Here is a 23,252-nt window from a genome sequence, read left to right on the forward strand (position 1 = left end):
ATACGATTCCTGCTATTTAGATGACATCCAGTTGGCAGTCATCCAAGGCCACGCTAGCTCCGCGCCCCATGTACCGCACGTGAATCAGGAGCCGGACCGAGTTTTCCCTCCGGACCACAACGCCCTCGAAACCCTTAAAGACTCCATTTCGGACACGAACACGTTGTCCAGCTTCAATTTTCGCTTCGGGTGCGATTGGTTCACCGGTTTGGATCAGTTGGTGCACCTGGCGCAGGTCGGTGATCAAAGAAACGTTGTCTTCGACCTCCAACCAACGCGAAACGCAACCGGTGCAGACGGTTTGATACCGCTGCAACTCCTCGCCATGTACAAAAACATAGTTTGGAAACAACGGTTCGTAAGCTTTTCTAAGCCGACCGTTAGGGGCTCTGTAACGTCGCTCGATAATCGGCGAGTAGAAGTTGATCCTCATATCCGTCAGCATACGCATCAGCTTCTTCTCTTGACGAGCGATCGTATACATGGCCCACCAATTCTGATCCAAGGCCGCGTCGGACATAATCAGCCCGTACGGCCACTGGTCAATCTCAGCATCTAATAGCGGCATATAGGTCAAAAGGAAAAACGAGGTTGCATGAATAACGCGGTGCACTTCATGGGCCGCAACGCTCCAGCAATCTTCTATTGTATCCACACAACAGACAAATCGTCGAGGCAATAGATACGATTTCAACCTCGCGGGTTCCGGCCGAACGTCGATTTTGCTAGCGGTTCCGGTTCTGCGGTTTCCCCGACCTCGTGCACTGCAAGCGGAATAAGATCGCTACAATTAATATTTCCTGGGCCTGATCGTTATGGAGTTGGTCGGTCCAATTGCCTTAGACACAGCTTCAGCGACCTTATCCCTCGGTCCTGCAAGCTGTTTTGCCTCAGCTCTCATCGAAATTTCAGCACGGAGCCCCCCAGCATGCATTTCCCATCGAAGCTTTCTCTTTTTTTAATGACTGCCGTCGCAGCCGGAGTAATCGTGATATTTAGTGTGGCTCAAGGTCAGAACCCGCCCGAGAATCGAAAAGCCGCTTGGCAAGAGGTTGACCAGGCCATCAATACCGGCCTGCCTCAGACGGCCATCGAGAAGTTGACACAGATCGCTGCGGCTGCCATCGAGGACAAGGCCTTTGCCGAAGCTATCAAAGCAGTGGCACTGAAAGCCACTTTGGACGCAAACATCCAAGGCAATAAAGCAGAAGAAAAGATTCAACGGCTCCAAGACGAAATCGACCAAGCCCCTGCTGAAATGAAGCCGGTCATGCAGGCCCTGCTGGCCAACTGGTATTGGCATTTCTATCAGCAAAACCGCTGGCGTTTTATCCAGCGCACCCAAGCGGACAGCTCAACCAATGAAAGCGACATTTTGACATGGAGCTTGCCTCAAATCCGGGCCAAAATCGACCAAGAATTTGACAAAACGTTTGCCGGAAGTGACTTACTGAAAACCACGCGAGCGATTGATTACGCAATACTGCTGGACAACGTCGGCGATAGCAACGATTCAGCCGAAGTCTATCAACTGCGACCTACGATGTTCGATGTGATCGCTCATCACGCGATCGCTTTTTATGCTTCTGGCGAAACGTCAGCCGTCGAAATGGTGGACGCGTTTCAGATCGACGCAGATAGCCCGCTGTTTGCGCCGCGTCAGCAGTTTGTGCAATGGTCTCCTGAAACGTCCGACGAAGATTCATTGACCCTGCGAGCCATCCAACTCTTCCAAGAACTCTTACGTTTCCATCAAGACGACGAGAATCTTTCCGCGCTGCTGGACACCGATATCCTCCGATTGGAATTCGCTAAATCTCAATCCATTGCCAACGAAGAGTTGAAGATCGCTCGCTTCAAAGCGACCATGCAACAGTTCGAAGACCAATACGCGGCTCATCCTGCCAGCACACGAGCCACCGCCGCGTTGGCTCAGCTTGCCTTCGAGGCCAAGGACTACACGACAGCTCACGCGATCGCCAGCCGAGGACTGAAGCGATTTCCTGAAAGCATGGGAGGGGCCGCTTGCTACAATTTGATTCAAATGATCGAAGCCAAATCTTCCGAAGTGCTTTCCGATCGTGTTTGGAACGACGCTCAGCAAGAAATCACGGTTCGCTATCGCAATCTGGATCGTATCCATTTCCGTTTAGTCAAATTTGATTTCGAAAGATATGTCAACAGCGATCGATACTCACCGCTGCAGATGGATCGCAACACACTCGCCGCGATCTTTCGACAGACGCCAGTCAAAGCGTGGGCCGAAGCCTTGCCTGCAACGCCGGACTACTTGGAGAATACGGCGACGGTCAAGGTGCCGAAAGACGTACCAGCCGGGTCCTACTTTCTATTGAGCAGTCATGCTGGCGATTTCGATCTGAAGGACCAAGACCAGCTTTCCATACGCGAAATTTGGGTCAGTAAATTAGGCCTCTTGGTACAAAATGATCACGCGGAATCGTCCAACTCCGGAATCGTCGTTGATGCGCAATCGGGAACCCCTATCGCGAACGCAACGGTTCAACAATTCTTGCGCGACGCGAATAACCGACTGCAGCGCAGTTCTACCCAAACCGACGCCAATGGACAATTCCGATTCCCTGCCAAACAGCAAGGCTACAACCGCTCGCTGCTGCTAGCCAGCTATCAAAATGATGCTCTATCCAGCGAAAGTGCGTACGCGCGATACTGGGAACCGCAACAAATCCCATCACGCACCGAAACCGTGTTCTTTACCGACCGTACCTTGTATCGACCGGGGCAGACGATCCACTACAAAGGTATCTCTGCTTTGATCGACACCAGCTCCGATCGCTACGAAACATTGAAGTCGGGCACGCGGACCGTGGTTGTATTCAACGATGTAAACGGCCAAGAGATCGAGCGTCGCACTCATCAAACCAATGCTTACGGAAGTTTCAGCGGCACCTTTACAGCTCCGCGAGATCGATTGACGGGCATGATGTCGATCATGGTCGCAGAGGGTGCGTCGGGCCAAACTTCATTGCGCGTTGAAGAATACAAACGACCCAAATTCGCAGTGACCATCGATGCTCCAAAGACCGAAGTCAAGCTGGGCGATACCGTCACCATCAAGGGAACGGCACGCGCCTATACCGGTGTGCCCATCGACAATGCCAAAGTGGTCTACCGTGTCATGCGTGAGGTCGACTTTCCGATCTGGTACTCGTGGCGATACTGGTGGATGCCCCGCCCCGCAAGCACTGCGATCGTCAACGGATCTGTGACGACAGCGGCTGATGGCTCTTTTGAGCTAAGCTTTCCAGCCCAGCCCGACGGCAAAACAGAACGCAAGCATGAACCGAAGTTCCACTTCGTTGTTTATGCGGACGTCACTGATGGCACGGGCGAAACACGCTCCAGCAGCCACACAGTCACGTTGGGATTCACGTCGCTAGCGGCCAGTATGTCGACCGATGACTGGCTAACGGTCGCTGAGCCGATCGATATCAAGGTTTCCACCACTTCGCTCAGCGGGACGGGCCAGTCGGCTCGGGGCACAATCAAGATCTACACGCTCAAGCAACCTGAAAAGGTCATCCGCGAAAATCGTGTGCAGTACGAGCCCTATCGGCCCTTTGGGCGCAGCTTGCAAGAACAGCCCAGCGAGCCAACCAGCGATCCGAATACTTGGCCGCTAGATCGTCTGGTATCCGAGATTGACTTCCAGACCGACGCCCGCGGAACTGCGGATGTCAAAGCGAAACTGGAAGCCGGGATCTATCGCGCGATGCTGACGACATCAGACCAATCGGGCAACGAAATCCAAGCCATGCTGCCGCTGACGGTAATCGACGCGGCGGCCAACAAGTTTCCCGTGCGCATCGCTAGCGAGTTGCAGGTGGAAAAGTCTACTCTAGAGCCCGGCCAGTCGCTGAGCGCGATCCTGGGCACCGGTTACGATCAAGCTCGCTTCTGGGTGGTGATCAAACATCGCAACAACATCCTCAAACAGTATTGGACACCAGCAGGAGAAACGCAGCACCGAATCGAGTTGCCGATCAACCAAGAGATGCGTGGCGGTTTTATCGTGACGGCCCACATGGTGCATGAGAATCGCGTCTACGCTCAGACGCGATACATCTCGGTGCCTTGGAGCAATAAGAATCTTGATGTGAAGTGGGAACGCTTCGTTTCGAAACTGGAGCCCGCGCAGAAAGAAACATGGACCGCGATTGTGACCGGTCCCGATGCCGAAAAAGCGGCCGCTGAAATGGTTGCAACCCTGTACGATGCGTCACTGGATGCCATTCAACCATTCTCTTGGATGCAACGCTTCAGTTTTTATCGTCGCGATAACTCGCAATACTCGCTCAGCTTCGAAAACAGTTTTGCGGCTTCGCAAGTTGTCTCTGGCTATCCCATTGACCGACGTCCCGTCTATTTCGTTTATCCACAACTGCTGAATCAGTTGACACAGAACTTTATGTATGGTGCTTTCCCCATGCAGAAGATGCGTGGTGGCATGCGACGAGGGGGATCTGGTGGCCTCGGTGGCGGCGCGGAAGCTTTCGGCGTTGACGCAATGCCGATGATGATGGAATCGGCCATGGCGGATGGTATCAGTGATTTTGCCGCCGCCCCCATGGCGGCTGCGGCTCCGGCAGGCGAAAACATGTTCGCGTTCAATCAAGCGCAAGACGCCAGTGGGTTGGGCAATAGCGGCGCTGGCACTAATTCAGCGAACGTCGATCTTTCCAATGTGGCCGCTCGCAAGAATCTTAGCGAAACGGCTTTCTTCTATCCCCATTTGGTCTCTGGCAAAGACGGCTCAGTGAGGATCGAATTCACGATGCCCGAAGCGCTTACCAAGTGGAAGTTCATGGCGTTCGCTCACGATGCACAAACTCGCAGCGGCGCACTGATCGACTCAGTCGTCACCTCCAAGGACATTATGGTCCAACCCAATCCGCCTCGGTTCTTGCGCGAAGGCGACCAGATCGAGTTTACGGTCAAAGTTTCGAACAAATCCGCAACGATTCAAAAAGGAACCGTCGCCCTCAACCTACGCGATGCACGGACCAACGATGCCATCGACGATCAATTTGCCAACGTTGACCAACAGCAAGCTTTCGAAGTACCTGCTGGCGAAACGCGGTCATTCGCGTGGCGAATCCAAGTGCCTGACGGAATTAGCTTCATTTCGTACAAGGCCGTGGGTTCAACGGGCCGTATCAGCGATGGCGAAGAAGGATATCTGCCGATTCTTTCACGTCGCATTATGCTGACCGAATCGATCTCGCTGCCCATTGGCGGCCAGCAGACCAAAGAGTTTGACTTTGTGAAACTGCGAGAGTCGGCCAATTCCGATACGCTCAAGCACCAATCGTTAACGGTCCAGATGGTATCCAATCCAAATTGGTATGCCGTTATGGCCCTGCCATACCTCATGGAGTTTCCTCATGAGTGCAGCGAGCAAACCTTCAATCGTTTGTATGCCAACGCGCTCGCTCAATACATTGTCAACAGCGATCCAAAAATCGAACGCATCTTTGCCCAATGGCGAGCAACACCTGCGCTGGACAGCCCTTTGACTAAGAATGAAGAGTTGAAGGCGGTCGCTTTGGATGAAACGCCTTGGTACCGTCAAGCTCAAGACGAAAGCCAAGCTCGACGCAACGTCGGCTTGCTGTTCGATAATAACTTACTGCAGGCAGAGCTTAGCCGAGCCATGGAGAAACTGCGTGCGGCCCAAGGTCCCGATGGCATGTGGCCTTGGTTTCCTGGCGGTCCCAGCAACGAGTATATCACCTTGTACATTATGACCGGCTTTGGTCGCCTGCAGCATTTGGGCGTAGCCGTCGATCAATCGATCGCTTTGCAAACCTTGCAAGGTCTGGACGCTTGGATGACGCGAATCTACCAGCGGATTCCACCCGCGGTGCGTGACCAGCAACACTTGTCATCGATCGTCTCGCTCTATCTGTACGGTCGTAGCTTTTATCTGGAGCAGCAACCGGTGGCACCTGAGCATCAAGAGGCCATCGACTATTGGGTAAGCCAAGCCAAGAAGTATTGGCTGCCGCTGGGGCATCGTCAATCGCAAGCACAATTGGCCATCGCGCTCAAACGCTTTGGTGAATTGGAGGCGGCCAAGGGGATCATGGCCTCATTGAAAGAGCGTGCTGTGCAAGACGAGGAAATGGGCATGTTCTGGCGAGACATGGAACTATCGTGGTGGTGGTATCGCGCGCCGATCGAAACTCAAGCGATGATGGTGGAAGCTTTCGACGAAGTCGTCAACGATCAAGAATCTGTGGAAGCATGTAAAGTTTGGCTGATTAAACAAAAGCAAACTCAAGATTGGAAAACGACCAAAGCGACTGCAGATGCTGTTTACTCACTGCTATTACGAGGAGCCGGAAATTTGGCCTCCGACGAACTGGTCAGTGTTTCGCTGGGCGGACAGCCCGTCAAACCAGAGCAAGTCGAAGCCGGGACGGGTTTCTACGAGCAACGATTCCAAGCCGCCGAAGTCAAGGCGTCGCAAAGCGCGGTGAAGGTTGTCAAAGTGGATGACGGTGTCGCTTGGGGCAGTGTGCATTGGCAGTACTTTGAAGACATCAGCAAAGTGACTGCTCACGATCAGAACCCGCTGAAATTGACGAAAGAACTCTACGTCAAGACACACACGGCCACAGGCCCTCAGTTAACCAAGGTTGCTGGCGCGGTGAACGTCGGAGATGAGTTAGTAGTGCGTTTAGTACTCCGAACCGATCGCGACATGGAGTATGTGCACCTGAAGGATCATCGTGGCAGCGGAACCGAGCCCGTCAACGTACTGTCGACATATCGCTACCAAGACGGACTGGCCTATTATGAATCGACCAAGGACACTGCTAGCCATTTCTTCATCGATTACTTGCCCAAGGGGACCTATGTGTTTGAGTATTCGACACGCGTGCAATTGCGTGGACAATATCAAACGGGTTTGGCGAATATCCAGTGCATGTATGCACCGGAGTTTAACAGCCATAGTGAAAGCTTGAGCATTTCGGTGGAGTGAGTAGTAGACGTACCATCTTCTCGATTTGTGCCGTGTTGCGGGCCGCATTTTCGACTCTGGGCAGGGATTCTACCTTGCCTCCATGCCCAGATTGCTGCTACAAGCCAAAATGAAGCTAGGCCATGCCTGAATGCAATCGGTATGGAAACTTCAAATAGCTAGCTCAAGCAGATCCAGAAAAAAGATCGGGAAGGAGTCCGACGCCCATGGTAACACTGTTGCAAATCGCGAATCTGGTCAACGGTACGCTGGTTGGCGTATCGCCAGGCGTGGCGGAAAAGATTACCGTGACCGACGCCTTGCCGTTGGTAGATGCCAGCACTGGGTGTATCACACTGCTGGACAATGCGAACAAGGCGGAAACGTTAGCCAATAGTCCTGCGGTCGCTGCCATCGTCAGCGAAAATGACGTCGACGCCATTCTGACCGCTTGTAAAACGCAGGCGATCATTTTAATCGCCGTGGACCGTCCCCATGACGCGTTTGAACGGTCCATCGAATTGATTCGGCCTCAACATCACAAAGCAGCCGCAGGCATCGACGCGCGTGCTACGATCGCCGACAACGTACAATTAGGTCGCGACGTTTCGATCGGTCCCTTTGTGACCATTGGACCGAATTGCGTCATCGGAGATCGAACCGTCCTGCATCCCGGCGTCCGCGTGATGGCGGATACCGTCATTGGCCGCGATTGCGAGATCTTTCCCAACGTCGTATTTTATCCGCGGACTGTCGTGGAAGACCGAGTCGTTTTGCATGCGGGTGTGGTCTTGGGAGCTTACGGATTTGGATACAAGCAAGCGGAAGGCCGACACCAGCGGACCGCCCAGTTGGGTTGGGTCCATTTAGAATCCGATGTCGAAGTCGGTGCCAACACGACGATCGACCGTGGAACCTATGGTGCCACACGCATTTCGATGGGGACCAAGATTGATAACTTGGTGCAAATTGGGCACAACGTTAAAGTCGGCACGCACAACTTGATCTGCAGCCAAGTTGGCATTGCGGGTTCGTCCAGCACAGGTGCTTATGTCGTACTGGGTGGTCAAGTTGGCGTCCGCGATCACGTGCATTTGGGCGACCGCTGCATGGCGGGAGCTCAGTCGGGCATTGCAGCGGATGTACCGCAAGATGAAGTCGTCATTGGAGCTCCAGCGGCACCACGCAAAGAGGCGATTCAATCGATGATGGCGATCCAACGGTTGCCAGAGATGCGAAAAACGCTCCGTCAGATGCAGCAAGAACTGCAGAAGCTGATCGAAGCTCATCAGACTGCCTCGATCGCTATATCCACTTCTCAAGATGGCATGCAATCCAAAGCCGCTTAGTCATCCACCAAGGCCGTAGGTGCACTTTTACGTGCAGAGAAACGTATGCTTGAACTTTGCAATGAGTTACCGATGCAAGCCTCATGCGAAGACCTGGCGGGTCAGACGATCGGCATTGTCGCAGGCTGGGGGAACTACCCCATCGAAGTCGCCAAGGTGCTGCGCGAGCGAGGTGCCAACGTAGTCACAGTCGCGATACGCAATCACGCATCCGAACAACTTGCTCCACTTTCGCATGCCTATAAAGAGTTCAATGTCGGAAAGCTGGGCGCGCATCAAGCCTACTTCAAGAAACATGGTGTGACCAAAGTCGTGCTGGCCGGCAAGATCTTTAAGGACCGCGTGCTGTTCTCCAAATGGAGCTGGTTGGCGGCGATGCCGGACTGGAAATGTGTGATCACGTTCTTGCCACATTTTATCTTTCGACGCAAAGACCAACGCGATGATAGTCTGCTGCATGCGATAACCTCAGCCTATGAGAACATCGGAATGCAAATCGTTCCAGGGACTCAATACGCCACTCACTTGTTGGCCGAAGAGGGCCTGCTCACTTCCGCACCACTCAGTTTTGCGATTCGTCGCGACATCGAGTTCGGTTGGCTTATCGCGAAACAAATGGGCGCTCTGGATATCGGCCAGAGCATTACGGTTTGTGACCAAAACGTCTTTGCGGTCGAAGCGATCGAAGGGACCGACGCGTGCATTCGGCGGACACATGAGCTGTGCAAGAAAGGTGGCTTCACTTTGATCAAAGTCGCCAAACCACAGCAAGACGAACGCTTTGATTTACCTACGATCGGGCCTCTGACAGTGCAAGCCGTGGCCGATGCGGGCGGCAAAGCGATCGCTATTGAACAAGGCAGAACCATTCTCATTGATCGGCAGGCGACTTTAAGTCTAGCCGATCAGTTGGGCATAACGATTGTGGCGCTGCGTGACTACCACTCTTTAATCCAACAAGCTGCGGCTTAAGGAGTCCTTACACCAATGAAATCGCAAATCTCCAAACGTCTGATGTCGGTCCTCGCGGCAAGCTGTCTGCTGCTCTTGCTTTTGGTAGTGCCTAGTGCAGTTGGGTGCCGAACGAAAGCCAAGATGGCGACTTGGCAACCGCCGGGCATGACGGCATCCCCCGGCGAAGTCCTGCCACAAACTCGAAGCATTGCTTTTGCGCCAATCGCTGGTCCACCAGAGATTCGCGTGCGACTAGAACAAGCCATCAATGCGTCAGTGCCTCGAAACGGCCAGCACATCGCTGTGGTGTATCCTGCGGACTCGCCGATACGGAACTTAGCCATGGAAGGCACGGGCAACCAGTCGCCCTTCAAGCCTGCCAGTCTTCAAAAGGACTTGGCCTTAAAGCCGAGCCAACTGCAGACCAATTCGAATCTACCGGAACTCACGCCATTGGATGCCGCTCGCAATCGCGGAGCGGGTTTGATTGTGCAGGGGAACATTGAACTTGCCGACGTTAGCGATTCCAATCAGCCAGCGAAGTCCACTTTCGCCAACCCCAATAGTCCAGGAGCGGCGTTGGCGGCGCTCAATCAACTAACCAGTTCCAATCGCGCCAAAGATGATCGCATGGTGGTCACTTGGGAAGCGATCGACGTGGAAACAGGGAAGTTTGTTGGTGTCGCCACTATCTCGTTGAGCGTCTCGCAAGCGGAGAAAGAATATCCCGATTTAATCCAAGTGGCCGACCCAGCCGAGCGGTTGATGCTGGGGATTTCGCGTCAGACATGGAGCCATTTTGCGCCATCGGTTGGCAAGCAGGAAGTGACATTGAACCGCCCTTATTGGTCGTTGGGGTCAAAACGGGTTCGGCAAGGAAACGCATTGGCTGAAGAGGGATTGTGGCAAATGGCCGAACAGCATTGGCAATCCGCGGCGACCTCACATAAGTATAACAAGTCAGCCTGGCACAATCTGGCGGTTGCATCAGTCGCTCAGGAAGATTTTGAAATGGCGAGGCTGCGGCTTGGTAAAGCGCGTGGCTGGATTCCTGACAAGCAGATTCAGAAAACGGAGTTGTGGATCGATGCTCAGCAAAAGGCGTATCATCGCGCCTTCGGTTTGCCTGATCGTGAAGGTGGCTGGTTGAATCCAGACCCGCCGCTAGCCCCCCCTCCATCGGATATCGCCGGCGTCGAGCCACGCGATATTGAGGATATGCCTTGGTGGACAGCGATCCCTTTTATGAAACCGCCCGGTTGGACATGGAAGGCGTGGCTCACTCAACCATTGCCCTAGTTCCTTCAAGCTCCGACCTGCCTGTAGTAGCCCTTGTTGAACTCCTCTTACTGCCTACGCCTCGAATCGTTTATGAGATCAAAAGTCTGCGACGTCGCTTACTTAGCTGATTGGATTGCCTCAGCAGCCGACGGTTTTCGCTTCTGCCATCGCTGGATCCCCTGCATACCAGCTCGCGAAGTGAAGCATGTTTGTGTACTCGTGCATGGTTTGGGAGATCACGGAGGTCGATTCGATGAAATTGGCAGATACTTGTCATCGCATGGTGTTGCTGTGCAAGCGATGGATTTAATTGGCCACGGCCGCTCGCCAGGCCGTCGCGGCCGCATCAAATCTTATGAAGGGTTGCTGGACGAAATTGAGTGGAGCATTCAAGAAGCCAGCCAAGTTTGGCGCAACGCGTCGATCACGTTGGCCGGACATAGCATGGGTGGCAACTTAGCGTTGACTTTTGCATCGAAACGCGTCTCGCATGCACCTATTGATTCACCGCGAGATATTCTGCCCTTTCAAACTTCCAGTAAACCACGACGCGTCATCGCAGTAGCACCGATGCTGCGACCTTATGGCAAACCGATTCGAGAAGACTTTTTAAATGTCGGATGTCGATTAGCGCAATGGATTCCGAATTGGCCGATGCGGATGAAGACGCGTCCGGAATTGCTCACTCGCAGCGAGCACAAGCAACAAGAGTATCGAGCCGACAGCTTGGTGCATCGAGTCATGAGTATTCGACTGGGGATCGACTTGTTGATGGCGGGTCGCGCGCTTGCCAGTGCACAGTTGACTTCGAATTTGCCCGCCTTGTTGATTCATGGAACGGGCGATCGATTGGCGGACATCAATGGTTCGCGTGCATTTTGCGAGCGGAATGCGAACGCTCACTTGATGGAGTTGGCTGGCGAACAGCATGACCCTTTCAATAGCGTGCAGAAGGAGTTAGTCAGCGCGAGGATTTTGGACTGCTGTCGCAACGGCATCGTCCATGAGGTAGCAGTGCGAAAACCAGTTTTGGCAGCATAATCCGTTTGCGTAAATTGCGACGGCTGAGAAGCTGCGAGAAGGGCTCAAAAAATAAGGGGGAAATGTTGGCTATTTAAGGGTTGCCAAAAAGCACTTGGTTTGCTTCAAGCGGTTAAACTTCCCTAGATTCGCTAAAAAGGCAAAATTTTCCTCACTTTCTTTGCAATCTAGGGGGTGACTGAAGGCCTTCCACTAAGTTTAATTGTGTTCGAAATGCTCAGGCCTGCTTACCGCACTTGGTATGGCGGTTTGTCAGCCCCCTCACTGCCTGAGCAGCGGACCTATAAACTAGAAAGTGCAGAGCATCCAGATGTGCTTGCTGGCCATTCAGTATCGATTGGTTCCGGAAAGTCCCATCCTAGTCGCCGCTAACAGAGAGGAGTTTTTTCATAGACGTTCCAGCCCGCCTACAATCCAATCTGGGAAACCACGGATACTTTGTCCTGGTGATCAGCGGACCGGTGGAACTTGGATAGGTGCCAACCAGAACGGCATGTTTGTCGGCATCTGTCAAAGGCATAGCGTAAGACCACTCGGGGGCGAAGCCTCACGAGCTCTCTTGTGCCGTGAAGCATTACGGGCCTCTTCAGCTCGTAAGGCGTTAGATCGCGTTCTCGACGAATTGTCGAAGACAGCGTATGAAGCTTTTAACTTGGTAGTAGCTGACCGTGAAAACGGTTGGGTAATTCACCACGATACCAGCGATGACGTTGTCGATTTGCAACCTGGTCTAAATATCATTGGCAGTAAGAATCTTAACGACCCTCGCGATGAGCGTGCTCAGATGGCGAGGAGATTGCTTACACTGCAGACACTTGATTCTGCGGTGAAGTTTCTAGCGGTCGCAAGTCGGGTATTTGCCCGCGGGGTCGCCACACCAGGTCGTCCGTCGATGGTTATGCGAGGAACTGACTACGGTACAGTTTCCAGCACATTGATGGCGCTTGGAGGTAAACCTCGCGATGCGATTTTCCAATTTGCAGATGGGCCTGCGGACCAGCACCGTTACGAAGATTACTCGCCTTTGTTGCGAGACATCTTAAGTCGCGGTTTGCGTGAAGCTCGAGTCAAAATGGCAACGGCTTCATAGCAAGATTCTCAAAAGTTAACTGACATTAACGTCAACTCGCATTGCGGCGATTGAAGCTATCTTCAATCGCCGCAATTGCATTTTAGGATTCGACCGACGATGCCTGAGCAGAACTCAACATCCAACACTCCCAACCGCATACCGTATTCAACGAATGCGGGGCAACCAACTTCCATGACGCGCAAATTGATGGCGTTGTTGGGCGTGTTTGTGTCGTTGTTGTATCTAGCGAATCTAAGTTTCGGCGTTGTGTTGGAGATCCCTGACAACCTTCCCATCATCGGAAATATGGATGAGGTCTTTTTCAGTGGCTTGCTCTTTGCCAGCTTGTCACAGTTGGGAATACGTATTCCGTGGTATAAAGAGTCGAAGAAATAAGGCGTGTCGAACCCACTTTCTCAGAACAAAGAAGGCATAAACTTGATGACTACTTCGCTTGATCACCCTCCCAGTCCTCGCAATGTCTGGTGGCTAAAACTGCTGGTGATTGCAGTGGTGACGCTGCTGAGTATGTTGATCGGTTTTCTATTGGGCTTTGTATCCAGCATCATCACCTCGCCGGGCGATTATGCGAAAGCGTTGCAGACGGGGTGGAAGTCCATGGCCATGTTATGTGCAGCGGTCTTGACGATTGGCAGCGTAAGTTTGGCGATGAAGCGAGCGCAATATCCCGCTTGGGCCGAGAGCACTGCGGCATTTGCTTTCGGGTTCGCGGTCATGAACGGCGTGAAAGCGTACTTGATGAACACCAAAGATCTAATTTGGTCGGAGATGGCCGGTGGTTGGTTCATCGGCGCTTGTGTTGGACTTGGTTTGTATTTCATCAAAAATCGCCGCCGCGAAAAAGACAGAAGCTCCTAATCTTCATCCAAAATCAGCAAGTAATGAATGGGGGAAAAATTGTACCACACCAAGTCAGTCACAGTGGAATCTCTGTAATCTTTCTAGAGCCTTTTACAGCGGAAGCGGTATGCTCATGTCGTCCTTTGTCAAATCAATTCTTGCAAGCATCATGGTTCTTGGTTGCATGCTTTCGATGGGTTGCAACCGGAAGCCCGAAACTGCCCCGAGTATCAGCAAGGATGTGTACTTAAGACCTAAATTGACTGATCTGGTCGATCTTAAACCGCTGGAATCGATCGTGCCTACGCTTGCAATTGATTCTTTGTGGCCAACTTCTGGACCGTCGCCCGATTTTGAGCTACCACCCGATGCACCAGATTTTATTTCACACGTTGTTTCGCAATTCTTAGTAGAGCCGCGGTTGGAACCGATCTACAACTTCCCAAGCGACAAAATCAAAAGCCGTGTGTCGGTTGATTTGTCCAGTGATGGCAAACGGTTATACTTCGTCGACATCAGCAATCAGGTAAGGGTGATTGATCTGGATAGTGGACACACCGAGTATTCTTTTTTATCTCCATTAGAAGGGACCTACGGCATACTATCGGATGTGTCAGGGACCCATGTCTTCCTGCTTGGTGAAACTTCGATGATCAAACTTCAACTCGACAATCAAGTAATTGTTGGGCAGATCGAAGGCTTTACCGATACTCTTGTTGATTTCGACCGAGCTTTGGTTGTTGATGTGCTGGCTGGCGTCACGGAAAGCGGCGAGTTTCTTTTTGTCAATGAAGACTTCGATGCAATCGAGAAGCTTCCGGATATGAAGTCCGAGAGTCAGCATGTTGCAATTCATCCAGAAGGAAAGTACATCGTAAGCTCTGGGAACAGTATTTTATTTCGTTGGTATATCTCGGAAGATCCTAAGCGAGTCGAGGGGCTATATGCTGACAACATCAATTACAAGTATATGCCAGTGACCAGCGACTACGATGCTGATCGATGGAGCGACACTTGGAGCTTGCATGAGTACGTCGGGCAAACCCCTACAAGCACCATTGATTATGCACCACGCAAATTGCCCTTCTTGGTAAACCTTCAGGTTATAGACGCTGTTACGTGCTCATTTGGAGCGGACAGTTGGTGCACGATGGTTGGTATTGTGCCTGAAGGGAAAGCTCCTTACCAATTTGCGTTAAGCAGCATGAGTTGGCGGCCTCAAATGTCGCCTGAGTACAGTGTGTTATTGCCGTTGGAAGCGAGAATGGTGTACCGATTATGGGCGGATCGGTCGGGGAGTCGCGTGGCAGTGCATACTGATGCAGAAGTAAAGGTTTACGACCGTTGCGCCTTTGATGATCCACTTGGTTCGCGAACGGCCTTTCAACTAGCTAAGTTGGTGTACCTCAATCAACTGGAAGCACTTGAGTTCTGCGCGGATTTTCTGGCTAGTCGCGCGTGGCCAACAAAGATGTTAGAAGGACAAACGATGTATGAGTATTTGGCTTATCGTATTGCAAAGGAGTGGGTGTACGTCGAAAAAAATATAGATAATCCCGACATGGTTACCGTCAACGAGCATTTGGAACAATGGAAGATGTCAGGTAGTCATTTGGCTTGTGTCGCATCGGCAGCTCGACACATTGACATGGGATTTGACGCTCGTGGCACCGGTTGGGCAAGCGAGGTGACGCCAGAGGGAGCCGCTGAATTATCGCGACGCGTCAAACTGGCTGCCGTTGATTTGAAGTCCGCTTTGGCGACTGATCGTCCAAGTGGTTACGCATTAGAAACTGCCGTCAAAATTGAAATGCACTTAAATGGAGACTTCAACCGAGCTGTGAAGAACGTGAAGCAATCTATGTCGCTCTACCCAGATTATTTTGGAATACACAGAACGATGATGATGTGGCTCTTACCGCGTTGGGGCGGATTTGAAGGTGCCAACCATCAATACGCTGCCAGTATCGCCCATCTTTATCCGTCAAAGCTACAGGATCGGATCTATACCACACTCATGGTCAACGCGATGGCCTATCTCCAATCCGATTTGCAAGCGACTGAAAGCGAACTAGGAACTGATTTCGAACGATTTTTCCGAGGCGGCGAACAGCTTTTAACTAGTAAAGAACTGACCAGTATTCAATGCGAGACTCTAGCTCGCATGGCAAAAGAGCATCCCAAGTACCGTAGTAAAGCCGATCAGTTTCTTGACTATCAACTTGCGAACTTTACCTCTCCCACTTGGCTTGGCCACCGAATGCGAACCAGGACCGATATTCCGCAGCGAAAGCAAGAACTCATGGGGGCATCTTATCGGGCATATCAACTTTTACGGTAGCTTTATCGAGAAGCAGCTAATTTATAGCAGGGCAAGTCAGATATTCACACTGCGCATGAGCGGAAACCCGCTAGCAGGCTGTTGATTTAATCGAAACTGGCGAAGCAACGGATGTAGGATGGGCACTCTTGCGCGTCTATTATGTGTGAGTCGGCCAAGAGTGGCCAACCTATAACTAAATCCAGCAACTCTTAGCGGCGGTTATCTCGGAAACCGTGAGATATTGCTCAACGGCTCATTTGGCAAGATTCAAAAATCTGACTTGCCCTGGCAAATTATAGGTTTTCATTTTTTCTTGGTTTGTGACTCAGAATCGTATTTAAGCTGGCAGAAGCCGGGATCCCCAATCGACCATCTGTGAATGCGTTTCATAATACACGCACCACGGAAGGCTCCGCCGCATCCCAGGCGATATTCCGCCACCGCCGATCACAACGCGCACACCAGCAGGTAGTTCCGCTCGTAAAATCTGGTGAGAGGCAAGCGCCGATTCCAAATCAAGCACGTGTGTATGTGTTACCCAAACAAACTGCACTTGGAATTCCCGAGCCGCTAACGCTAAGGATTTCGCAGGCAGCGAACAACCCAAGTTCACGGACCGAATACCACGGATCGACAAGCTCAACAAGCATTTAAACCAGCTTGAAATCGAACTGCTGGAATCGTAGTCGCGCCGCGCGCGTTCCACGCATCTGATCGTTGACAATTTGGTTGACTCACACACCAGAGCGGTCGGGCCTCGCGAAACCGACGGCTCCGCTTGCCGATCAAGAGCGTTCCGGAGCCGCTTGCCACTGACCTTCAATCGATGCTGCTAGCACCTTGGCGAGTGCCATTTGGTCTTCTTTACTTGTAGGATATCCGACGATGTTTGCGTGATTCGGATTGTTTGGAAGAATAGGATCAGGAACCACTCTCAATGTACTCTGACAGCAACTACTGGCGCGAATGTTTGCAAGACCGTAAAGTACTTTGCTACGTTGCGTAGCAATATCGAAGCCGATTGCCCAGGTTTCCTCTACCGATGCTTCGCGATGCCGATTCACAGACAACTCGGTCCACTTGTACGGCATGAAGAGCTTATGATTGACGTTTCCATCATCCCTTTTTTCATTGCTGTTGAGGATAAACCTCGCAAGCAATTCGTTATCAGCGATAGGTGGAATGGCCTGCGAACTAATCACCTTCGAACACCCTTGCGATTTGATCAAGAATAATCTCGGGGATTCGTTCAATGTATCGAGCACTGCCTCTGGGGGATTCCGTGCCAATAAGTGCAGCCCAACAGAGTCGACTATCGGGACCGATACTTACAGATAATACGCGGCGCGGTGATCGATACCATTCGAAGTTAATGTGCCCATCAAGTTCGCCGCTAACCACTGGCTGTGGGAAGCCAAGAGGTAGGTTCTGAATAAAACGAATCGAAGCGTCTTTGACTTCTTCCGTTATCGCTACTTCTTCATCATTGAACTTCCAGCTTTCATCAGTTGATTGCCAAGCTTCGAGAACCGACTCAATCGCACCGCGTCGGGACAATGTCACCGATGAATTGAACCGCTCCTGAATTTGGTTTTGCACTTGCTCAATTAAAAGCGCCGCATCACTCGCGCCTGAATGTACTGTTGCCATATTTCAAACGTTCTCTATTGGAAGTGCTTGTCCGCGTCTCTCATGTAAGTGAAAAACACTTTGTTTTTGATGTATCTTAGGTCGCCTAAAGCACGATTCAAGTTCTCAAAAATTACTGCTTCGGTGGTCGAAACGTCGATGTCTACAATCAACACCCGTTTACTCCCAGTTTTCTCGGCAGCGGGCTGCATTGCTCGAATCAGCCTAACTTCATAAGGATAACCTTTTAATGGGATCGTGTCTTGATGAAAAAAGGCATCGGCACGCAAGCCCAGGCCATTGAGCGGAGGCGGTACTTTCTGTACGTATTTTGAAGGCCTTTCATTCTCTTTGAGCGGAATCTGTGAGATGAATCGAACGCCAAGTCCCTCAATGATGGCTGGTTCGCCAAACTTCCGGTACGCCGACCAGAAAGGCATGGCGGCTTCCAGCAGCTTTGGCCACGTATCGTAAGGCTGTAATCGACTAACTACGAGGCAATTGCGTTTCCACTGGCAAATGTACTTTCCGTCGTCGGAATGAAGCCGAAAGCCGTCCCATTGGGATCGGTGGTGCACCGCGACATTGCCGTCCGCTGAACTTTGAAAACCGGTCTCATGTTGCATTTGATCGTGGATCGTATAGCCTGCGAATTCTCTTGCTAGCAGATCCTTGAGTTCCGCCTGCTGAAACGCATTCGACGGAGGCGCAATGAACTGCAGCACGGCCTCGACGATCGGCGCGTTGCTCAGGGAAGCAAATTTTTCCGTTGTGTTGATCTCAAACTTCGGGTTACTCACGGTATTCCTCGATAAAGCATCACTCATCTTCCTAGGGTCGTTATTGTCGCAATTTACTCGGCTTTCGGATAGGCCGAGTCTACGCTGCTTTCGGATCGATTGTAGCTGTCGCTATGAAAAGAAACGCCCATGAGTTTGACAGCTACTCTTGATTCTATTACTCAGTGCCTCGACGAGCGAAATCATCGACCAAGATTCGACTAGTGGGCGAGTGAGCTATGTTCGGAGCGGTGTGACGGACGTTGCTTCGCGAATTGCATCGACAAGATCTTCACGTTTACGCAGCTCGAGCCACGCAGCATGGCTCAGACTGCCAATGTTTATTTCGACGGTGTGTATCAACTCCCGCTGATTGTTCTCAATATGTCGCTTTCTGTGCCTGCAGAAGCCGGGATTCCCAATCGACCATCTGTGAAAGCGTTTCATAATACACGCACCACGGAAGGCTCCGCCGCATCCCAGGCGATATTCCGCCACCACCGATCACAACGCGCACACCAGCAGGTAGTTCCGCTCGCAAAATCTGGTGAGATGCAAGTGCCGATTCCAAATCAAGCACGTGTGTATGTGTTACCCAAACAAACTGCACTTGGAATTCCCGAGCCGCTAGCGCTAAGGATTTCGCAGGCAGCGAACAACCCAAATCCAAGGACCGAATACCACGGATCGACAAACTTAACGAGACCAGCTTGGAAGGGAGCGTTTCGCAACTCGGTGAGAATGTACTTCCCAACCCAACAATTGGCTTGCTTTCACTATCAAGCCTATACTGCTGGTGCAATAGATCGATGGCGATAGCCGCTGTGTTTGAGCAGATGTGCTCTTGATAGATGTCGATCACCCCTTCTCGCCACTTCTGGCCAACTCGCCACAACGCAGGAACGAGATTCTCCTCAATCGATATGATCAAAGCCTCCTTGGACTTCGATTCACGCTGCATGATTCTCGCGATCTCCGTCGCCTTTGCTTCCATCAACAATTCAAAGATGGCGTCAACGTTTAGCGAGGTCGCAAGCGACGCTTCCACAACCGCCCCGGGATTGGATTTCAAGCACTTTGGCCAATACCTTTCAAGATCCATTCGATCGATACGTCGATGGCCGCCAGGCGTGCGCGCAATCGGGATCGAAGCCGCATCACAGATTCGCTTGAATGTCGACGAACTTACGCCAACCAAATCAGCGGCTTCTTGTACGGTTAAGTAGGTTGCTCTCATAAGTCCAAACTGCTTCTTTCAAATCGGTGCCACACCTTTTTGTGTGTGTCTTGGCCCGCTCCTGCTATATGCCATTCGGCTGAAGACGGCTATGGCAACAGAACGATCTGGACGCGGCATGCCGTTGAATCACTTTTGCACACTTTGCAGTCGCGCAGCAGGTTCCAACGTAACTTTCCAACAAGTCGATGCGATCGTCATAACATTGTTTGGTGGTATTGGACGATTCGAACTCCAGCCAAACGTTCAAGCCGCATACATCGGACAACTTGGCCGACTGAAAGCCGTCAATCCGACAACGTGCCCACAGGCTGCACAGTGTTTGCACTCATTGATCCTTGCCTTCCTGCCACTCTCAACGCATATATCTTCGCTAATGCAGGAATCCAACCCAAATGTCACATCCGATTGCTTGAGTTCGAACAGATGACTATTGAAGACGACGAGCTACTGAAAGATTTCGTGATCGAGTCGCAGGAGCATCTTGCGAAAGTTGAAACGCAACTGCTCGAACTGGAGTCAGATGCCGACTTTGCCGACGCTGAGAAAGTCAACAACGTATTTCGGGCGGTCCATTCTATCAAAGGTGTCGCTGGCTTCCTCGATCTGAAGACGGTCGAAAGTCTTGCGCATCGCGAAGAAGAAATTCTGAACAAACTGCGAAACAATGAACTGCGACCGACCAGCGAAGTAATCAATACACTCTTGCGAGCTTCAGACTGTTTAAAAGGACTGCTCGATGCAGTCGAAACTTCCAACGATCAAGATGTTTCCAAGCATATCCAGGAACTAGAACGACTTTCGTTGAACCCCGCAAACTTGCTTGGAGCATGCCCTACGCCAACAGAGTCCAATCCGCCGCTTGATCCTCTTCCGCAAAACTCCGTATGCACAAACAACGAGTCTCGCGATGGCCTGTCGGCCGATGTGTTGCGTGATTACTTGATCGAGAGCTACGACAATCTCAATGTTTTTGAGTCCAATCTGGCTGCCCTTGAGCAACGTCCGACCGACGCAGACTTGTTGAACTCGTTATTTCGTTCAGCACATACCGTCAAAGGTGCATCTGGCTTTGTTGGCTTCAGAAAACTGGAAGCGACCATGCACGCGGTTGAAAGCCTACTCAGCGTAATCCGTGGTGGGGAGCGCCTGATAGATGCGGAAGTGACCAATACGCTTTTCCGAACCGGAGATCTCGTTCGCAAGCAGTTGGAGCATATCGAGAAGAACCAGATCGAAGGGGACTTTGACGAATCAGAAGTCATCCAACGCATCAATGCAATCTCCAAAAATAGCCATGTTCCTCCAGCGCAGCCGCAATTACCCACTGAACCGTTGCCACCAGTTGATCAAGTTAGGGAACTGAAAAGCGTGGAAGATCTGCCGGAACCAACCTCTACGATGGCTAAGCCGGCTGTAGCGAGCAAAACCAATCCTTCGGTTGGCAGTGCGGTGGAAAGCACGATTCGAGTCGACGTTGCATTGCTTGACAAACTCATGAATCGCGTTGGTGAGTTGGTATTGGCGCGAAATCAGATCCTTCAATGCTCAAATATTTTGGCTGACAATGATCTGCAGAGTGCAACTCAGCACTTGAACTTGATTACCAGTGAATTGCAAGAAGGAGTCATGAAGACTCGCATGCAACCCATCGGAAATGTGTGGAGCAAATTCCCTCGCTTGGTCCGCGATCTTGCCACCATCTGCGGAAAACGAGTTCGCATTGAAATGGAAGGCAAAGAAACGGAGCTCGACAAAACAATTATCGAAGCCATCAAGGACCCGCTCACGCACTTGGTTCGCAACAACGTCGATCACGGCATCGAATCGCCGGAAGTGCGAATCGCCAACGGTAAGGACCCTGAAGGGTGTTTGACCCTGCGTGCTTATCACGAGGGTGGGCAGGTAAACATCGAGGTCTCCGATGATGGAGCTGGTTTGAATCTGGCTGCGATCCAACGCAAAGCGATTGGCAACGGGCTTATCACTGCCGAACAAGCCGCGCGGATGCAGGACAGTGAGACAGCGCAGTTGATTTTCTTGCCGGGGTTCTCGACAGCAGAGAAGGTCTCCAACGTGTCAGGCCGCGGCGTTGGAATGGATGTCGTGAAAACCAATATTGAACGCATTGGCGGGACCGTCGATATCACCTCCCGCCCAGGCTTAGGCACGTCGATCAAGATCAAGATTCCTTTGACCCTGGCGATCATTCCGGCCCTGATCATTTCGAACCATGGGAATCGATTTGCGATCCCTCAAGTCAACCTGCTGGAACTGGTGCGTATCGGAAACTCCGACGAGAAGCAGGGGATCGAATGGGTCCAAGGAGCTCCTGTCTATCGCTTGCGAGGCCGACTGCTGCCGCTGGTCTACTTGAGCAAGATCCTAAATTCCAAACATCCTTCGGAAGCCACGGAAGGCAGCCTAAACATCGTTGTCTTGAAGGTGGATGATGGACAATTTGGGCTGGTAGTGGACCAGATTCTAGACACCGAAGAAATCGTCGTGAAGGCCATGGCCAAACAGCTCAAAGGCGTGCCCGTGTTCGCGGGAGCAACCATCATGGGCGATGGCAAAGTGGCTTTGATTCTTGATGTTTCCGGTCTAGCGAATATCGCTCAAGTTGTTTCCAAGGATCGGTATCGGACACTCAATGATGCAAGCCATCGCAAGAAGGAAGACGTGGGACTGATCCAGCAGCTACTCGTGCTGGGAGTCGGCGATCAACATCGGCTGGCATTACCAATTTCGCAAGTCGCGAGGTTAGAGCAGATCCCCATCAAGGAGATCGAGTTTACGAACAAACGGGAAGTCGTTCAATATCGCGGACGTATCTTGCCGCTGGTCCGATTGGCGGAAGTATTCGGCATCAAAGAACCCAAAGTAGTACCACGAGTGAACACGGCTTTTGAAATGGAGTTCTGCGACCTGCTGACCTGTGACGAATCCATCGAAGACCCAGCACCATGCCTCAATATCGTTGTTTATGTCGAAAACGATAACAGCTATGGCTTAGTGGTTTCGCAAGTCATCGACATCGTAGAAACCGCCGTTGATATTTCAACCGAGGGACGATGCGATGGCCTGTTTGGATCCGCCATTATCCATGACATGGTAACTGATCTAGTGGATCTGCCCGCCATTATCAGGAAGCGTCAAATTTCAACATCCCAATTCCAGCTCACCACATCATAGAAGAGGTTTCGTTTTGGAAGCAACAAGACAAGTATGCACGTTCTATCTCGACGACCAAATGTATGGTGTCGATGTCCAGTCCGTGCAGGAAGTAATTCGTTACCAAGAATTGACAGAGATTCCACTGGCCCCCAACGCAGTGGTGGGACTGATCAATCTCCGGGGACAAATCGTGACGGCAATCGATATCCGCAAGCGATTGGCGATTCCGGACCCTCCCGAGCCAAAGCTGCTTATGAACGTGGTCGTGCGAAACGACGACTGTGTGATCAGCTTGCTAGTGGATCACATTGGCGACGTCCAGGAGATTGACCCAGAGTATCTCGAACAGCCACCCAGGAATTTACTTGAAAGCTCAAACAACATGATCAGCGGTGCTTACAAACTCGCAGATCGCTTGCTACTGATTCTAGACACTGACCATGTGTTGGATATCGACTAACCGCTAGCCTACACAAACCGCGTTCACTTCAATAACCAATTATCCACAACGTACCAATCCACAAATTCGAGAATCGATATTAA

At 51.6% G+C, this 23,252-nt stretch carries 17 protein-coding genes; 11 read left to right on the forward strand and 6 right to left on the reverse strand.

The genetic code is table 11. From position 1 onward, the window contains the following. Nucleotides 1-16: 16 nt before the first annotated feature. Nucleotides 17-568, reverse strand: coding sequence for a transcription termination/antitermination NusG family protein (locus tag SH302x_RS20975; protein ID WP_479364618.1), 552 nt, complete (start codon nt 566-568; stop codon nt 17-19). Between the two features lie 360 nt (nt 569-928). Here SH302x_RS20975 and SH302x_RS20980 point away from each other — a divergent pair, with 360 nt between their 5' ends. From SH302x_RS20980 to SH302x_RS21020, 9 genes are all read left to right on the forward strand, one after another. After that, entirely contained in the window at nt 929-7,027 is a 6,099-nt protein-coding gene (locus tag SH302x_RS20980) for an alpha-2-macroglobulin family protein (RefSeq protein ID WP_479364619.1), read from the forward strand. Between the two features lie 206 nt (nt 7,028-7,233). Next, nucleotides 7,234-8,355, forward strand: coding sequence for a UDP-3-O-(3-hydroxymyristoyl)glucosamine N-acyltransferase (gene lpxD / locus SH302x_RS20985; protein ID WP_479364620.1), 1,122 nt, complete (start codon nt 7,234-7,236; stop codon nt 8,353-8,355). 45 nt (nt 8,356-8,400) lie between these two features. Then, nucleotides 8,401-9,327 (forward strand): LpxI family protein, encoded by a 927-nt coding sequence (locus SH302x_RS20990; protein ID WP_479364622.1) that lies wholly within the window; start codon nt 8,401-8,403, stop codon nt 9,325-9,327. 15 nt (nt 9,328-9,342) lie between these two features. Further along, nucleotides 9,343-10,608 (forward strand): DUF6340 family protein, encoded by a 1,266-nt coding sequence (locus tag SH302x_RS20995; protein ID WP_479364623.1) that lies wholly within the window; start codon nt 9,343-9,345, stop codon nt 10,606-10,608. A gap of 72 nt (nt 10,609-10,680) precedes the next feature. Continuing rightward, nucleotides 10,681-11,631: an alpha/beta fold hydrolase gene (locus SH302x_RS21000; RefSeq protein ID WP_479364625.1), complete on the forward strand. Its 951-nt coding sequence runs from the start codon at nt 10,681-10,683 to the stop codon at nt 11,629-11,631. 310 nt (nt 11,632-11,941) lie between these two features. After that, the gene (locus SH302x_RS21005) at nt 11,942-12,721 is read left to right on the forward strand and encodes an NRDE family protein (protein ID WP_479369298.1); all 780 of its coding nucleotides are present in this window, start codon (nt 11,942-11,944) and stop codon (nt 12,719-12,721) included. Between the two features lie 99 nt (nt 12,722-12,820). Further along, nucleotides 12,821-13,099: a hypothetical protein gene (locus tag SH302x_RS21010; RefSeq protein ID WP_479364626.1), complete on the forward strand. Its 279-nt coding sequence runs from the start codon at nt 12,821-12,823 to the stop codon at nt 13,097-13,099. Between the two features lie 45 nt (nt 13,100-13,144). Continuing rightward, nucleotides 13,145-13,582, forward strand: a complete 438-nt coding sequence (locus SH302x_RS21015) for a hypothetical protein (protein WP_479364627.1) — start codon at nt 13,145-13,147, stop codon at nt 13,580-13,582. Nucleotides 13,583-13,697: 115 nt separating this feature from the next. Continuing rightward, nucleotides 13,698-15,905 (forward strand): hypothetical protein, encoded by a 2,208-nt coding sequence (locus SH302x_RS21020; protein ID WP_479364628.1) that lies wholly within the window; start codon nt 13,698-13,700, stop codon nt 15,903-15,905. Nucleotides 15,906-16,224: 319 nt separating this feature from the next. Here the strand turns inward: SH302x_RS21020 and SH302x_RS21025 are convergent, their stop codons facing one another. From SH302x_RS21025 to SH302x_RS21045, 5 genes are all read right to left on the reverse strand, one after another. Beyond that, a complete protein-coding gene (locus SH302x_RS21025) occupies nt 16,225-16,593 on the reverse strand; it encodes a hypothetical protein (RefSeq protein WP_479364630.1) in 369 nt (122 codons plus the stop codon). 79 nt (nt 16,594-16,672) lie between these two features. Next, nucleotides 16,673-17,089 (reverse strand): hypothetical protein, encoded by a 417-nt coding sequence (locus SH302x_RS21030; RefSeq protein WP_479364632.1) that lies wholly within the window; start codon nt 17,087-17,089, stop codon nt 16,673-16,675. Further along, entirely contained in the window at nt 17,082-17,537 is a 456-nt protein-coding gene (locus SH302x_RS21035; protein WP_479364633.1) for a hypothetical protein, read from the reverse strand. The genes SH302x_RS21030 and SH302x_RS21035 overlap by 8 nt, the downstream gene beginning before the upstream one ends. Before the next feature lie 14 nt (nt 17,538-17,551). Next, nucleotides 17,552-18,316 (reverse strand): TIGR04255 family protein, encoded by a 765-nt coding sequence (locus tag SH302x_RS21040; RefSeq protein ID WP_479364634.1) that lies wholly within the window; start codon nt 18,314-18,316, stop codon nt 17,552-17,554. 358 nt (nt 18,317-18,674) lie between these two features. Beyond that, nucleotides 18,675-19,532, reverse strand: coding sequence for an excisionase family DNA-binding protein (locus SH302x_RS21045; protein ID WP_479364636.1), 858 nt, complete (start codon nt 19,530-19,532; stop codon nt 18,675-18,677). Between the two features lie 426 nt (nt 19,533-19,958). Between SH302x_RS21045 and SH302x_RS21050 the strand changes: the two genes are divergently transcribed. Beyond that, complete coding sequence (locus tag SH302x_RS21050) at nt 19,959-22,727, forward strand: chemotaxis protein CheW (protein WP_479364638.1); 2,769 nt, start codon at nt 19,959-19,961, stop codon at nt 22,725-22,727. A gap of 13 nt (nt 22,728-22,740) precedes the next feature. Further along, entirely contained in the window at nt 22,741-23,169 is a 429-nt protein-coding gene (locus SH302x_RS21055) for a chemotaxis protein CheW (protein WP_479364639.1), read from the forward strand. Nucleotides 23,170-23,252 lie beyond the last annotated feature (83 nt).

The organism is Njordella calcicola (genome assembly GCF_056494125.1).